The sequence below is a fragment of the Microvirga sesbaniae genome (assembly GCF_025460805.1).
GTDB lineage: Bacteria > Pseudomonadota > Alphaproteobacteria > Rhizobiales > Beijerinckiaceae > Microvirga > Microvirga sesbaniae.
In genome coordinates, this window is record NZ_JAMXFJ010000002.1 from 112,911 (window position 1) to 127,105 (window position 14,195).

Annotated in this window: 13 protein-coding genes; 5 read left to right on the plus strand and 8 right to left on the minus strand. The window is 66.7% G+C overall.

Translation table 11 applies throughout. The features are described from left to right. Window positions 1–207: 207 nt before the first annotated feature. The gene (locus OCW50_RS03225; RefSeq protein ID WP_262296422.1) at window positions 208–1,437 is read left to right on the plus strand and encodes a hypothetical protein; all 1,230 of its coding nucleotides are present in this window, start codon (window positions 208–210) and stop codon (window positions 1,435–1,437) included. Between the two features lie 76 nt (window positions 1,438–1,513). Here the strand turns inward: OCW50_RS03225 and dksA are convergent, their stop codons facing one another. From dksA to OCW50_RS03255, 6 genes are all read right to left on the minus strand, one after another. Further along, window positions 1,514–1,933: an RNA polymerase-binding protein DksA gene (gene dksA, locus OCW50_RS03230; protein ID WP_009489488.1), complete on the minus strand. Its 420-nt coding sequence runs from the start codon at window positions 1,931–1,933 to the stop codon at window positions 1,514–1,516. A 152-nt stretch (window positions 1,934–2,085) separates the two neighbouring features. Then, window positions 2,086–3,072, minus strand: coding sequence for a YcjF family protein (locus OCW50_RS03235; RefSeq protein WP_262296423.1), 987 nt, complete (start codon window positions 3,070–3,072; stop codon window positions 2,086–2,088). Continuing rightward, a complete protein-coding gene (locus tag OCW50_RS03240; RefSeq protein WP_262269756.1) occupies window positions 3,069–4,517 on the minus strand; it encodes a YcjX family GTP-binding protein in 1,449 nt (482 codons plus the stop codon). Before OCW50_RS03240 ends, OCW50_RS03235 begins: the two co-directional genes overlap by 4 nt. A gap of 69 nt (window positions 4,518–4,586) precedes the next feature. After that, window positions 4,587–5,648 carry a hypothetical protein gene (locus OCW50_RS03245; RefSeq protein WP_262296424.1) on the minus strand — a complete coding sequence of 354 codons (1,062 nt, stop codon included), beginning with the start codon at window positions 5,646–5,648 and terminating at the stop codon, window positions 4,587–4,589. Between the two features lie 585 nt (window positions 5,649–6,233). Next, window positions 6,234–6,758, minus strand: coding sequence for a SixA phosphatase family protein (locus OCW50_RS03250; RefSeq protein ID WP_262269754.1), 525 nt, complete (start codon window positions 6,756–6,758; stop codon window positions 6,234–6,236). Beyond that, the gene (locus OCW50_RS03255) at window positions 6,758–7,606 is read right to left on the minus strand and encodes an AAA family ATPase (RefSeq protein WP_262296425.1); all 849 of its coding nucleotides are present in this window, start codon (window positions 7,604–7,606) and stop codon (window positions 6,758–6,760) included. The genes OCW50_RS03250 and OCW50_RS03255 overlap by 1 nt, the downstream gene beginning before the upstream one ends. A 107-nt stretch (window positions 7,607–7,713) precedes the next feature. Between OCW50_RS03255 and OCW50_RS03260 the strand changes: the two genes are divergently transcribed. The 4 genes from OCW50_RS03260 to OCW50_RS03275 all read left to right on the plus strand — a co-directional run bounded on the left by OCW50_RS03260 (window position 7,714) and on the right by OCW50_RS03275 (window position 12,960). Further along, entirely contained in the window at window positions 7,714–9,000 is a 1,287-nt protein-coding gene (locus tag OCW50_RS03260; protein ID WP_262269752.1) for a cystathionine gamma-synthase family protein, read from the plus strand. 155 nt (window positions 9,001–9,155) lie between these two features. Further along, window positions 9,156–10,949 carry a cation:proton antiporter domain-containing protein gene (locus OCW50_RS03265; protein ID WP_262296426.1) on the plus strand — a complete coding sequence of 598 codons (1,794 nt, stop codon included), beginning with the start codon at window positions 9,156–9,158 and terminating at the stop codon, window positions 10,947–10,949. A 61-nt stretch (window positions 10,950–11,010) separates the two neighbouring features. Further along, complete coding sequence (locus OCW50_RS03270) at window positions 11,011–12,186, plus strand: vWA domain-containing protein (protein WP_262296427.1); 1,176 nt, start codon at window positions 11,011–11,013, stop codon at window positions 12,184–12,186. Window positions 12,187–12,390: 204 nt separating this feature from the next. Continuing rightward, window positions 12,391–12,960, plus strand: coding sequence for a hypothetical protein (locus tag OCW50_RS03275; protein WP_262296428.1), 570 nt, complete (start codon window positions 12,391–12,393; stop codon window positions 12,958–12,960). Window positions 12,961–13,374: 414 nt separating this feature from the next. On the opposite strand, the gene OCW50_RS03280 is transcribed toward OCW50_RS03275, so the two are convergent. Both OCW50_RS03280 and OCW50_RS03285 read right to left on the minus strand, forming a co-directional pair. Further along, on the minus strand, window positions 13,375–13,800 hold the full coding sequence (locus OCW50_RS03280; protein WP_262296429.1) for a universal stress protein: 426 nt from the start codon (window positions 13,798–13,800) through the stop codon (window positions 13,375–13,377). A gap of 15 nt (window positions 13,801–13,815) precedes the next feature. Next, window positions 13,816–14,136, minus strand: a complete 321-nt coding sequence (locus OCW50_RS03285) for a 2Fe-2S iron-sulfur cluster-binding protein (protein WP_262296430.1) — start codon at window positions 14,134–14,136, stop codon at window positions 13,816–13,818. Between the last annotated feature and the right edge of the window lie 59 nt (window positions 14,137–14,195).

The following is a 14,195-nucleotide window of genomic DNA, read 5'->3' on the forward strand; positions in this document are numbered from 1 at the left end:
CCATAGGAATTCCCTATTTTCCTTGATGAAAGGGCGAACGGACCCATCTTGGTCCCATCGTCGAGGGCCGATCCTCATCCACATGCCGGTCCGCTGAAGCCCGCGTCCGTTAACCATTTGTTAACCTTGCGGCTGGCTTTCACGGGCAATGTGGTACAACCACCACGGAACGGGCCTGCACGGCCTGCAAACACTTGAGAGTACATCGTGTCATCTCTTTTCGGTATCGAAGCGTCACGGGCAGTCCAGTTCGCGATTGCATTCGCGATCATTCTGATCCTGCTCGTGCTCTTCGGCGTCGTCTTCCGCAAGCTGACAGGCGCCCGACTGATGATGCCCGGCAGCGATCGCGGTCGCGGCAGCCGCCAACCGAGGCTCGGCATCGTCGACGTCTACGATCTCGACCGGCAGCGGCAGCTTCTCCTTCTCCGTCGTGACAATGTCGAACACCTCCTTCTCATCGGCGGCCCCAACGACGTCGTCATCGAGACCAATATCGTTCGCGTCGCCGGTGCCCGCATTCCGGCACCGTCCAACGACACGGGCGTGGAACGGTTCGAGCCGACGCTCGATCAGCCTCCCCGCCCTCCTCAGGTCGAGCCCAACGGCCGCCCCTCCATCGAAACCCAGCTCGCCGCCCAGCTCGGCGCTTTCGTGCGGCGTCCTTCCGAGGATTCCGAGATCGACCAGGAACTCGCACCCGTCGCGTCGGTGAGCGCTTCCGTTCCGGCTCATCCTGAGCCGGCTCTGAAGCCTGACGCGGTCGCCGTTTCGGCTGCCCCGGCCATCCAGGGACTTCGCGCCGAGGCGCGGACGCCCACGGTTCAGACGGCTCAATCCGCTGCGGCCCCGCCCGTGGAGCGCCCGGAGCCGCGCCCGAGCATGGCGCCTCCCCCGTTCCAGTCGCGCCCGACACCGGTTCCTCCGCCCCCTCCGGCGCCGCCGGAACCGATCCGGGAACCGGCACCGGTCGACCGTCCAGCCGCGGCCGAGCGGCCCGGTCCCGGCGCGGGTCTCCTGTCGGACATGGCAAAGCAGCTCGAAGAGGCGCTGAAGCGCCCCGCGAATCCGGCTCCCGTACCCCCGGTCGCTCCGGCGCTTGGAGCCGGCGCCTCCGAGCCTGAGGAGGCCCGGGACGAAGACGAGATCCTCGAACCGACGCCCGCCGAAACGGAACATGTCGCCGTGTACGACCGCCAGGACGAAGACGATCGCCCGCCGGCCCCGGAGCCCGCGCCTCCGGCCAGACCAACGCCGGCCCCCGAGCCGATCCGGCCGGTGCCGCCTCCTCCGCCGATGACGGCCCCCCTCCCGCCGCAGGCGAAAGAGCCGCCCGCCGCCCCCCAGAAGCCGACGGACCCGTTTTCCGTCGAGGATATAGAGGCGGAGTTCGCCCGCCTCCTGGGACGTCCGCTCGACCCTTCCAAGAAGGGCTGACGCTTTCCGACGGACGCGAGACGCAAAGAAAAAGGGCTCCGCAAGCGGAGCCCTTTCGACGTTGCTTAAAAGGATCTCAGTCGTCCCGGTAGACTCGTTCGTTCCGCTCGTGACGCTCCTGCGCCTCGAGGGATAGCGTTGCAATGGGACGCGCTTCCAGGCGCTTCAAGGAGATCGGATCCCCGGTCTCCTCGCAATAGCCGTAAGAGCCGTCCTCGATCCGCGCGAGCGCGGCATCGATCTTGGCAATGAGCTTGCGCTGGCGATCCCTGGCACGAAGCTCGATGGCGCGGTCCGTTTCCGAGGAGGCGCGATCCGCAAGGTCAGGATGGTTCTCGTTCTCGCTCTGCAAGGTGGCGAGGGTTTCCTGAGCCTCTTTGAGGATGTCGTGCTTCCAACGGATCAGCTTGCGCCTGAAGTACTCCCTTTGCCGTTCATTCATGAAGGGCTCGTCTTCTGTCGGACGATAACCCTCATCAATCACGATGTCTGTCATGTTCAGCCGTTCTTCCCCGATGAACCGTGGCGCCCCTATATAGGCAAGCAGGGTCGGCGACAACGATATTAAGCGTCATCGATTTGTCTAAGAGGCCCGGGCACCTCTTTTGCACCTTGGAAAGGTCGGGCGTGCACGATTTGCCGCACCCGTCAGGAGGCCGCGGCCTCCGCCCGGCTGATCAGCTCCCCGGCGACATCGCCGATCTTCGGAGCCTCCTCGCGGATGAACGGGAGCGGACGGCAGACGGACAGGGCCGCGAGGCCGAAGCGGGCGGTCATGAGCCCGTTCAGCACCCCCTCCCCGAGCTTGGCCGAGATCCGCGCCGCAAGGCCCAGACCCAACACCTGCTGCATGAGGCTGTCGCCCACGGCCATGCCTCCCGTGACCGCGAGGTGGTTGAAAGCCGCCTTGGCGAGGCGCAGGAACCCGAACAGGCCGGGCCGCCCGCCATAGATTCGCGAGAGGGTCCGCAACAGCCGCACCGCCGCGAAGACCACGAAGGCCACGTCCACGATGGCCCGGGGGCTCACCGCCGTGACGAGAGAGACCTGCTTCGCCGCCCCGGCAATGGCCCGCCTGGCCTGCAGATCGAGGGGCGCCAGCAGCTCGCGTTCGGCGATGGCGAGCCGGTCGTCCGCATCGATGATCTCGTCGGTGAGGCCGCGCAGGCGCGCGCTCCCCGGCGCCGCAGAGGCGCGGCCGCCATACAGGGTCAGGAGATCGGACACGATGCTCTTGGCAGCCTTGTGGTCCTTCACAGCAAGCGCGTCGATCGCGGCCTCCCTCAGGCCTTCGATCTTCTGCTCGCGCCAGATCCCCGCCACCTCGCGGCCGATGATGGCAAAGAACGCCAGGAGGGCGAGGACAGCGAGGCCGAGCGCCACCCAGCCGAGCCACGGCGCAAGGGCATAAAGCTCGACGATCAGGTTCTCGACCGCGAGCCCGAGGCCCAGCACGAGGAGGCCCGACAAGGCGGAGATCAGGATGCCGAGCCACGGGGCACGGCGCTTCTCGCCCATGGGCACCAGCACGCCGTCCGCGGCCTCGATGGCGTCGAAAGGCTCCTCCGTGACCTGCACGGCGCCGGCCGTGACATTCGGATCGTCGAGGCGATAGGCGCGAGGTTGACGGCTCATGCGAAGCGATCCCCAAGGAGGAATTCAAGGGCCCGGTCGAGGCGGATATGGGGCATCTTGGCCATGCGGCCCGCCGCATCGACCGGCAGTTTCGGCGGACGAAAGCGCGGAAACCGGAACGATCCCGGCGGGATAGCGCCCTGGAACACGGCCTCCGGCGTCTCCGGCAGCTCGCCCGGAAAGATCGCCGCTTCCGCCTCGCCGTCGAAGATCTCGTCCCCGACCCGCTCGCCGGCCTCGGGAACTCCGGCGACCGCCCGCAGGGTCTCGCGGCCCTCGCGGATGGTCGTCTCGCGGGTCGCCCGCACGGAGGCGAGCGCCACCGTCCCGACCCGCGCCCCGGCCGCCTCGGTCCGGCGCGAGGCACGGTTCACGAGAAGGCGCAGGATCGCGTCCAGGCGGTCGTGGTCCGTGTGGTGGATGTGATCGGCCTTGGTGGCCGCGAACAGGACCCGGTCGGCCCGCGGGGAGAAAAGGCGCGACAGCAGCGTGTTGCGTCCGGTCCGGAACGCCATGAGCACCTGATCCAGCGCTTCCTCCAGTTCCGCGAGGGCCACGGGACCGGCGTCGATGGCCGCCAGCACATCGACGAGCACGATCTGGCGGTCGATGCGCTGGAAGTGATCGCGAAAGAAGGGTCGGACCACATGGGTCTTGTAGGCCTCGAAGCGTCGCTCCATGAGGGCCGCGAAGCTGCCCGGCGCGATCGGCTGCCCGTGAGGCAGATCGAGCGGCGCGAAGGTCAGGGCGGGCGAGCCCGCGAGGTCGCCCGGCATGAGGAACCGGCCCGGCGGCGTGGTGGCGACGGCCTCCGAGCCGGCGCGCAGGGCCGTGAGATAATCCTTGAAGGCCTCGCTCGCCTTCGACGCGAGCATCTCGTCGGACGCCCCTGAAGGATCGAGCGCTTTCAAGGTTTCGTGCCAGCTCCCGGCAACAGGAACGCGATCGCGCTTGCGGCTTGCTTCGATCGTCTGCCGGGACCACTCGGCGTAGCCGGCATCGAGGAGCGCAAGGTCGAGCAGCCACTCGCCCGGGTAATCCACGATGTCGAGGGCGAGAGAGGCCGGCCCCGGGCGCCAGCCGGACTTGCGCTCGTATTCCACATCCACGCGCAACTCGCTGATCCGGTTGGTGGATTGCGGCCAGCGCCGGCTCTCCGTGAGGGCCGCCATGTGCTCCTCGTAAGGAAAGCGCGGCACCGCGTCGTCCGGCTGATGGGCCAGATGGGCCCGCCGGATCCGCCCCTCGGCGGAAGCCCGGAAGGCGGGCAGGCTCGTGCCGCGGGTGAGGTGATGCACGAGCGCGGTGGTGAAGACCGTCTTGCCGGACCGGGCGAGCCCCGTGACGCCGAGGCGGAGGGAGGGCTGGATCAGCTGCCCGGAAGCCTCCCAGATCGATTGCGCGGCGGACCCGGCGCGGGAGGCGAGATCGGTGATGACGGACACGAAGATGAACCTAATGCTCTCAAGCCAAGCTCGAAGGTGGGGCTTGAAGTCCTAACGTGCAAGACAGCGTCAGCGCTCCACGCTCGGCGCGGGGGCCCGGGAGAGGTCGGCCTTCCTCTCGTCGGACTTCGCATTCTCCTTCAGCCGCGCGGCTGCCCGCTCGACGGCTTCCTCCACCAGGTCGGGGCTGGCGCGCAGCGCCCCGAGCTCGAAGGCCGACATCGCCAGCATCACGTGGGTCAGGTTCGGTTGAGGCGTGCCGTCCTCGGCGAACAGCTTGAGATCGTCGGTGGGCTTCAACCCGAGACCTTCGACCATGCGGCCCGCATAGTTGCGGTGGCGCTGCTCCTCGGACGGACAGGCGGCAGCCACCTGAACCGTCCGGCTGGGCTTCGGCGCCGCAGAGGCGGCAACCGCCGGCTCCATCGCCGGTCTGCGCCGGGCGATGGCCTGCGGCTGCGGCGCCTTCGCCTTCTCGCCCATGCCCTCGGCGATGCTCGGGACCCGGTACTGCGGCGACCGCGGCGCCATCGGAATCACCATGGACACCCGACCCGGCCTGCCTCCAGGGCCGGCTTTCGCCGTATAGCGCACGCCGCCGCCCGTCTTGCGGCGCGAGGCGAGGTACTGAGCCCGCACGGTGCCGCCGATGCCTCTCACCGCCAGCATGGCGATCCCGCCGATGCCCGTCGCGACGCCGCATTCGGCCGGAGCCCAGCGGCGAACGATGTCCAGGGCGGACTTGCGGTTGAATTCCAGGTAATAGCGTCGCAACAGGGTGGCGGCGGCGTCGGCTCCGTGATCGGCGGAGATGAAGCCGACATGGCCCTCGCCGTCGGTGGCGAGTTCGCCGTTCCAACGGGCGCTCTTGATGCACCAGTAGTTGTTGAGCTTGACGCAGCGGGTGACGAAGGGGCGCTCGGCCTTGAGAAGAGCCGCCATGGCCACGACGGGTTTCGGCTCCAGGGCCGCCATGGCCTCTCGGCGCCAGTTCGTGACTTCGCGACGCTCCGGCTCATAGCGCGCCTGCTGAGCGGCCGCCTCCCGGACAGGCCGCGAGGGAGTTTCGCCCGCCCCGTGATCGTCCCCGGGCAGGAGGGCACGCAGCGCAAGGGCGATCGCAAGAACCATCTGAGGCGTCATGGTAAGGATCAGCCCCCGCTTCGGCCGAAAAGGATGGAAAAGCTTTCAGGCAGAACGATGGTAGGGCCGATCGGTTCAGTCTCAATGCATGATGCTGGTCCTTCGGGCGCAATCGACGTCTCAAGCATCGGACGCGTCATCGACCTCACGCCCGATGCTGCGAGCTTTTGCTTGGGAGCATCATGCATACGAAAGCGGGCCATGAGCGTGCCCCACTCCACGTCATCACCGGCCTTGTGCCGGTGATCCCGATCGGAAGGGCGCAGCGCTTCTCCGTATCGGGATGGCCGGCACAGGGCCGGCCATGACGTGGGGAGGGTGTTGTCACCGGGCCAAACACACCACGTCATCACCGGGCTTGTCCCGGTGATCCCGATTGTTCGAGGCGCCGCGCCTCACCTTATCGGGATGGCCGGCACAAGGCCGGCCATGACGTGCGGAGGGTATCATCACCGGGCTTGTCCCGGTGACCTCGATCGCAAGACCGCCGAGCGCATCGTGCAGACGAAAGCGGGCCTCGAGCGTGACCCGAACGATGCGCCCCTTGAGGATGTGAGCATCGGATCCGATGCTCTAGTCGTCCTCTCCGTTCCCGAGGGATTTGGGCGTCACGAAGCGCTCGAGAGTCCCGGATTTCGGCTTGATCGCGCTCCAGGCCTCAAGCGGGAAGTCGATGACGGCAAGGCCGGCGGTCGGGTATTTCTGTCCGAGCCGCAGGATCCCGTCGACATCACCCTCGCCGATGAGAAGCTTCGCGAGTTCCTCGAAGCCGGGATTGTGGCCGATCATCAGCAGGGTCCCGACCCCGGGCTCCACCTCCTGCACGACATCCATGAGCCGCCCGACGGGCGCCTCGTAGATCCTCCCGTCGCGGCGGGTCTCGATGTCGCCGAGGATCGACTGAACCCTCTCCCAGGTCTCCTCCGTCCGACGCGCCGGCGAGAGGATGACGAGATCGGGCTCCAGCCGCTCCCTCTTGAGATAGGTTCCCATGACGGGAGCCGCCTCCTGCCCCCGCTTGGCGAGAGGCCGGTCCAGGTCGAGGACACCGGACGGCCAGCCGGCCTTGGCGTGACGGAGGAGCAGGAGGCGAAGCATCAGCGCCCGTCCCGTCTGGCGATGAAGGCCAGCTTCTCGAACAGCCTCACATCCTGCTCGTTCTTCAGCAAAGCCCCATGAAGCGGCGGGATGAGCTTGCGGGTATCGCGCTCCCGGAGTTGCTCAGGGCCGATGTCCTCGGAGAGCAGGAGCTTGAGCCAGTCGAGCAGCTCCGAGGTGGAGGGCTTCTTGCGCAGACCGGGAACGTCCCGCACCTCGAAGAAGATCTTCAGGGCCTCCTCGACCAACCGGTGCTTGATGCCGGGATAGTGCACCTCGACGATCCGACCCATGGTCTCCGCGTCCGGGAACCGGATGTAATGGAAGAAGCAGCGGCGCAGGAAGGCGTCCGGAAGCTCCTTCTCGTTGTTGGACGTGATGATCACGATGGGGCGTCGGGCGGCCTTCACGGTCTCGCCGGTCTCGTAGACGAAGAACTCCATGCGGTCGAGCTCGAGCAGGAGGTCGTTCGGGAACTCGATGTCGGCCTTGTCGATCTCGTCGATGAGCAGCACGGGCCGCACCTCGGACGCGAAGGCCTCCCAGAGTTTGCCCCGCTTGATGTAGTGGCGGATGTCGGACACCCGTGGGTCGCCGAGCTGGCTGTCGCGCAGTCGTGACACCGCATCGTACTCGTAAAGCCCCTGCTGGGCCTTGGTGGTCGACTTGATGTGCCAGGTCAGGAGCGGTGCGTTCAGGCTCCGGGCGATCTCCTCGGCCAGGACCGACTTCCCCGTGCCGGGTTCCCCCTTCACCAGAAGGGGCCGCTCCAGGGTGATGGCCGCATTGACGGCCACCGTCAGGTCCTCGGTCGCCACATAGGTGTCGGTTCCGGCAAAACGCGCCATTCTCACCATTCCTCGGTTTCTTCCAGACCCTAATTCCTGCCCCCGCCTTTCGGCAATCGCCTTCATAGGATAAGCCCATGACAAACGAACCGGGAGGACGATGACCTATGGCCAATAACCGCTACCACAAGGACCGCATCGGCAATCACAAGCTGCGCCCTGAGACCCTCATGCTGGGCTACGGATACGACCCGACCCTGTCGGAGGGCGCCGTGAAGCCCCCGGTCTTTCTCACCTCCACCTTCGTGTTCAACAGCGCCGAGCACGGCAAGGAGTTCTTCGATTACGTGGCGGGCCGCCGCGAGCCCCCGCAGGGCGAGGCCGCGGGGCTCGTCTATTCGCGCTTCAACCACCCCAATTCCGAGATCGTCGAGGACCGGCTCGCCATCTTCGAGGAGGCGGAGGCCGGCCTCCTGTTCTCGTCCGGCATGTCGGCCATCTCCACGACGATCCTGGCCTTCGCCCGGCCGGGCGACGTGATCCTTCACTCCCAGCCCCTCTACGGCGGCACCGAGACCCTGATCGCCAAGACTTTGGCCAACATGAACATCGGGTCCATCGGTTTCGGCGACGGCGTGGACGAGGCCGGCATCCGCGCGGCCGCGAAGGAAGCTCAAGCCAAGGGCCGGGTCTCGGTCATCATGATCGAAACGCCCTCCAACCCGCTCAACACGCTGGTAGACATCGCCCTGATCAAGAAGATCGCCGACGAGATCGGCGCGAGCCAGGGGCATCGCCCGGTGATCGTCTGCGACAACACCCTGCTCGGCCCCCTGTTCCAGAAGCCGCTCAAGGACGGGGCCGACATCTCGGTCTATTCTCTGACGAAATACGTGGGCGGCCATTCCGACCTGATCGCCGGCGCGGCGCTCGGATCCAAGGAACTGATGAAGACGGTGCGTCTGCTGCGCTCGGCCATCGGCACCCAGCTCGACCCCCATTCCTGCTGGATGATCGGGCGCTCGCTGGAAACGCTCGCCCTGCGCATGAGCGCGGCGAACCGGAACGCTGAAATCGTGGCGCAGTTCCTGCACGAGCACCCCGGTGTGGTGAAGGTGCACCATCTCGCCTATCTGCCCGCGGGCTCGCGGGCCAGAGAGGTCTATGAGGCCCAGTCCGACGCCCCCGGCTCGACCTTCTCTTTCGATGTCAAGGGCGGCGAGGCGGAGGCCTTCCGGGTGCTCAACGCGCTCCAGGTGTTCAAGCTCGCGGTGAGCCTCGGGGGCACCGAGTCGCTGATCTCGCACCCGGCCTCCACGACCCATTCCGGCGTGCCGAAGGCGACCCGGGATCGCCTCGGCGTTTCCGACGCCACGATCCGCGTCTCCATCGGGATCGAGCATCCGGACGACCTCGTGGCCGATCTGGCGCAGGCGCTGGCGACCCTGGATTAGCCATCGCCGCCGACCCTATCGGGATCCCCGGCCACGCCGATCGGCATGGAAACCCCATGCGCTCATGTCGCGCCCACCATGCCGCCGGGCGCGGCATTAACCCCTTGCGCATCACTTGGACCTAGAAGGACAATATCTCTGACCGGAAGGAAGCAATGGCCGCTGCGATAGACCTGCACGCCTATCAGGAACCCATTCTTTTTCTGGCAACGGCAGGCATCGTCGTCCCCCTGTTTCACCGGCTCAAGGTCAGCCCGGTCCTGGGGTTCCTGGCGGCAGGCGCGTTGCTGGGTCCCTATGGGCTGGGGCGGCTCATGCCGAGCTATCCCTGGGTCGACTGGCTGACCTTCACGGACCCGGAGGGGACCTCCCGGTTGGCCGAGTTCGGCGTGGTCTTCCTCCTGTTCACCATCGGGATCGAGCTGTCCTGGCAGCGCCTGCGCCTCCTGCGACGCATGGTCTTCGGGTTCGGGACGCTTCAGGTCGTGCTCTGCACCCTCGCCTTGAGCCTGTTCGCGTACAAGAGCGTCGCCACCGTGACGGCCGCCGCCATCATCGGCATCGCCCTGGCCCTCTCCTCCACGGCCATCGTCCTGCCGGTCCTCGCGGAACAGAAGCGTCTCAATACCTCGCCGGGACGCGCGAGCTTCTCCGCCTTGCTCTTCCAGGACCTGGCCGTGGCGCCGATCCTGCTCACCATCGCGGTGCTGGACGTCCGGCAACCGGAGGTGACCACCCTGACCCTGGTCATGTCGCTCCTCCAGGCGGCGCTGGCGCTGGCCGTCATCGTGGTGCTCGGACGCATCGTCCTGCGACCGTTCTTCCAGATGGTGTCGACGACGAAGAGCCCCGAATTGTTCATGGCCGCCTGCCTGCTGGTGGTGCTGGTCACGAGCCTGGTCGCCGCCGCAAGCGGCCTGTCGATGGCGCTCGGCGCCTTCATTGCCGGCATCCTCCTGTCGGAAACCGAGTACCGGCGGGCCGTCGACACGACGATCCAGCCGTTCAAGGGCCTCCTGCTCGGCGTCTTCTTCGTCTCGGTCGGCATGAACCTGGACGTCGTCCGGTTTCTGGAGGCGCCGCTGACGATCCTGGGGATCGCCACTCTGGTGATCACCGTCAAGAGCGTCATCATCTTCTGGCTGAGCCGCCCCTTCGGGCTCAATGCGGCCGAGGCCGCCGAGACCGGGCTGCTGCTCGGCCCCGGCGGCGAGTTCGCGCTGGTCATCCTCGGCAGCGCGATGGCGGCCGGGCTCGTCCCGGGCGAAGCCGGCCAGAGCCTCCTCATCGTGACCACGCTCACCATGGTGGCGATTCCCTTCTTCGCCCGGCTGGGACGCCGCCTGAGCCGCCGGCTGGAGAAGAAGCGCGCCCTCGACCCGGCGATTACGGTTCCACCCCCGCCCGAGGAGCCCGGGCGTGTCATCGTGGCCGGCTATGGCCGGGTCGGCCAGCTCGTCGGCGACATGCTCCAGCGGCACAAGGTGCCCTACCTCGCCATCGACCTCGACCCGGCCCGCGTGGCCGAACAGCGCCGGGCCGGCAAGCCGGTCTATTTCGGGGACGGATCCTATCCCGAGTTCCTGCGCGCCTGCGGCATCGAGCAGGCGCGGGCCCTCGTCATCACCCTCGATACGCCGAGCGCCATCGGGGCGGTGGTCGCGGCCGCCCGGCAGGAGCGGCAGGACATCACCATCGTGTCCCGGGCCCGCGACGACAAGCACGCCGCTCAGCTCTACGATCTCGGCGTCGACGATGCGGTGCCCGAGACCATCGAGGCCTCCCTGCAGCTGAGCGAGGCGGTCCTGACGGATATCGGCGTTCCGATGGGGTTGGTCATTGCCTCGATCCATGAGCGGCGCGACGAATTCCGCGAAGTTCTCAAGAAGAAGAACACCCGCAACCCGGAGCGCATCGAATTCAGGGCACGTCGGACGGTTGGAAAGTGAGGACCCGGTCCGTGCGCCGGATTGGCCTTGACCTTCCTCTCCATTGCCGGACACTGGCCCGATGTTCCTGACCTTCTTCACTGAGCTGCGCGCGGCCAAGGTGCCGGTTTCCTTTCGGGAATACCTGTCCCTGCTGGAGGCGCTCGACCGTGACCTCGCGGAGAAGAGCGTTGAGGAATTCTACTACCTCTCCCGGACCTGCCTGGTGAAGGATGAGCGGCATTTCGACCGGTTCGACCAGGTGTTCGCCCAGGTATTCAAGGGCATCGAGAGCATGGGCCATGCGCTCGACGCGAGCGGCATCCCCGAGGAATGGCTGCGCAAGCTCGCGGAGCGCTACCTCACGGAGGAGGAGAAAAAGCAGATCGAGGCCATGGGCTGGGACAAGCTCTGGGACAACCTCAAGGAGCGCCTGAAGGAGCAGAAGGGCCGCCACCAGGGTGGCAACAAGTGGATCGGAACCGCCGGCACCTCCCCTTACGGCGCCTACGGCTACAACCCGGAAGGCATCCGCATCGGCCAGGACAAGAACCGCAACTTCCGTGCCGTGAAGGTGTGGGACAGGCGCGAGTTCAAGGATTTCGACGACAGCGTGGAGCTCGGCGTCCGCAACATGCGCATCGCCCTGCGCCGTCTGCGCCGTTTCGCCCGGACCGGCTCGGCCGAGGAGCTGGATCTGGACGGGACGATCCACGAGACGGCTCACAGGGGCTATCTCGAGGTGCGTCTGCGCCCCGAGCGCCGCAATGCCGTGAAGGTTCTGCTCTTCCTCGATGTCGGGGGGTCCATGGACTGGCATGTGGAGGCCGCCGAGGAGCTGTTCTCGGCCGCGCGCCTCGAGTTCAAGCACTTCGAGCACTTCTACTTCCACAACTGCGTCTACGAGAACCTCTGGAAGGACAATCGCCGGCGCTTCGACGAGGTGATCCCCACCCTCGACGTGATCCGCACCTACCCGTCCGATTACCGGGTGGTCTTCGTGGGCGACGCTTCCATGAGTCCCTACGAGGTCACCCATCCCGGCGGCTCGGTGGAGCACTGGAACGAGGAGCCCGGCCAAGCCTGGATCCGGCGCATTCTCGACCATTTCCCGAAAGCCGTGTGGCTCAACCCGGTGCCGCAGCCGCACTGGGGCTACACGCAATCCCTCACCCTGATCCGGGATCTCTTTGCGGAGCGCATGTACCCGCTCACTCTCGAAGGCATCGACCACGCGATGCGGGAACTGGTCCGCTAGCGCATCGGACGGACCCAGAGGGCCGCGTCAGCGAAAAGCGGACCACTCTAGAGCCTCAGAGGCAGAGCCGGTCGGGTTCGCGGAACGGATGCTGCGCCGCTAGCGCTGATTCCATGTGAGTGGAAGCAGCTCTCTTCTTTGCCGAGCCGCATTTTCTGACGGTGGACCGGATCCACTTCACCGAAAAATGCTCTAAGAAGCCTCATGACCCAGACCTATACCCACAGCCCCAAGCCCTTCGGCGGGCCGATCTCCTTCACTCTCAGGGGCGAGAAGCTCACCGTGGACTCGGGCCGCAAGGTGCATGAGGTCCAGCTCGGGGCCGTCAGCACCGTTCGCATGACGTTCGAGCCCGGCCGGCTGGCGCAGAAATCGTTCCGCACCAAGGTCGTCATGAGGGACGGCAAGTCCTTCACATTCAACTCGCTCGACTGGAAGAGCCTGGTGGAGGCCCGGGAGCTGACCCGGGAGTACCGCGCCTTCGCCCAATCCCTCTGCGAGGCCATTGCCCGGGCAAACCCCCGGGCGAGATTCGTGGCCGGGAAGCCCTTGGGGCTCTGGCTGCCCACCTCGGCGCTTGCCATCGCGTCGCTCCTCGCCATGGCCTATCTGATCTGGCAGGCTCTGCGCATGGGCGCGACAGGGGTCGCGCTGCTGGGAGCGCTGTTCGCGGTCGTGGGGGTCTGGCAGATCGAGCCGATGATCAGGCTCAACAAGCCCCGCCCGTTCCGCGCCGGGGCATTGCCGGCGGAGCTCCTGCCGAAGGCTCCTTGAACGAGGGGCAATCCGCAACCCTGTGATCTCTCCGCGTCATCACCGGGCCAGGGCCGGCCATGCCGTGGAGGGCGGCGCCAGCCGAGTGTCTCATCCTCCCACGTCATCACCAGGCTTGTCCCGGTGATCCCGATGCGAGAAGCGCCGCACCCTCCCGATCGGGATGGCCGGCACAAGGCCGGCCATGACATGGGAGGGTATCATCACCCACCCATCCCACCTCTCCACGTCATCACCGGGCTTGTCCCGGTGATCCCGCTTCCGTAGAGCGCCGCGCCTCACCGGATCGGGATGGCCGGCACAAGGCCGGCCATGACGTGCGGAGGGTATCATCGCCGGGCTTGTCCCGGTGATCTCGATCGGTAGACCGTCGAGCGCATCGTGCGGCCCTTCAGGTCCGCACGCAACGAGGCTCTAGGCTCGCACCACCAGCACCGAGCACCGGGCATGGCGCACGACCGTGGCGGCATTGGATCCGAGCAGGTAAGTCGCCATGGTCGGCCGATGCGAGCCGATGACGACGAGGTCAGCCCCGGTCTTTTCGGCCTCGTCCAGCACTTCGTTGTAAACGGAGCCGAGCCGGACCACGGCGGAGACGCGCTCCGCCGGGAGCGCCACCTTGGCGGCGAGGTCCGCCAGTCGCTTCTCCGCCTCGCCCTGCTGCTCCTCGTCGAAGGTCGGCGGCATGAACTCCATGTAGGTCACCGGGACGATGGCGCGCACATAGATCAGGCGCAGAGTGCCGCCCGAAGCCATCGCAAGCTCCACCGCCTTGTCGATGGCGGGCTGCGCCGCTTCCACTTCCCCGAGGTCGACAGGCACCAGGATCGTCTTGAACATCGGCTTATCTCCGGATCAACCTTGGCGGGTCGGCGTGTGAACGACCAGTCCGTCGAGCTCGGGCCTGACGCGGATCTGGCATGACAGCCGCGAGTTGGGACGCACATCGTAGGCGAAGTCGAGCATGTCCTCCTCCATGGGCTGAGGCTGGCCCGTCGCGGCCTCCCACTCCTCTGCGACATAGACATGACACGTGGCACAGGAGCAGGCTCCCCCGCATTCTGCCTCGATCCCGGGAATGCCATTGCGGATGGCCGTTTCCATGACGGTTGCGCCCTCCTCCGCCTCCACGGTGCGGGCCGTGCCTTCGGCATCGATGAACGTAATATTGATCATTGCGGACCTCTGCTTGTCGGCGCATACTTATGACAGACTGCGCCGGAAGACGAGAGACG

Excerpts from the sequence above, each read along its gene's own strand:
- dksA (WP_009489488.1), bottom strand. The coding sequence starts at position 1,933 with ATGACAGACATCGTGATTGATGAGGGTTATCGTCCGACAGAAGACGAG.
- OCW50_RS03235 (WP_262296423.1), bottom strand. The coding sequence starts at position 3,072 with ATGAGCCGTCAACCTCGCGCCTATCGCCTCGACGATCCGAATGTCACG.
- OCW50_RS03245 (WP_262296424.1), bottom strand. The coding sequence starts at position 5,648 with ATGGTTCTTGCGATCGCCCTTGCGCTGCGTGCCCTCCTGCCCGGGGAC.
- OCW50_RS03250 (WP_262269754.1), bottom strand. The coding sequence starts at position 6,758 with ATGCTTCGCCTCCTGCTCCTCCGTCACGCCAAGGCCGGCTGGCCGTCC.
- OCW50_RS03255 (WP_262296425.1), bottom strand. The coding sequence starts at position 7,606 with ATGGCGCGTTTTGCCGGAACCGACACCTATGTGGCGACCGAGGACCTG.
- OCW50_RS03260 (WP_262269752.1), top strand. The coding sequence starts at position 7,714 with ATGGCCAATAACCGCTACCACAAGGACCGCATCGGCAATCACAAGCTG.
- OCW50_RS03265 (WP_262296426.1), top strand. The coding sequence starts at position 9,156 with ATGGCCGCTGCGATAGACCTGCACGCCTATCAGGAACCCATTCTTTTT.
- OCW50_RS03270 (WP_262296427.1), top strand. The coding sequence starts at position 11,011 with ATGTTCCTGACCTTCTTCACTGAGCTGCGCGCGGCCAAGGTGCCGGTT.
- OCW50_RS03275 (WP_262296428.1), top strand. The coding sequence starts at position 12,391 with ATGACCCAGACCTATACCCACAGCCCCAAGCCCTTCGGCGGGCCGATC.
- OCW50_RS03280 (WP_262296429.1), bottom strand. The coding sequence starts at position 13,800 with ATGTTCAAGACGATCCTGGTGCCTGTCGACCTCGGGGAAGTGGAAGCG.
- OCW50_RS03285 (WP_262296430.1), bottom strand. The coding sequence starts at position 14,136 with ATGATCAATATTACGTTCATCGATGCCGAAGGCACGGCCCGCACCGTG.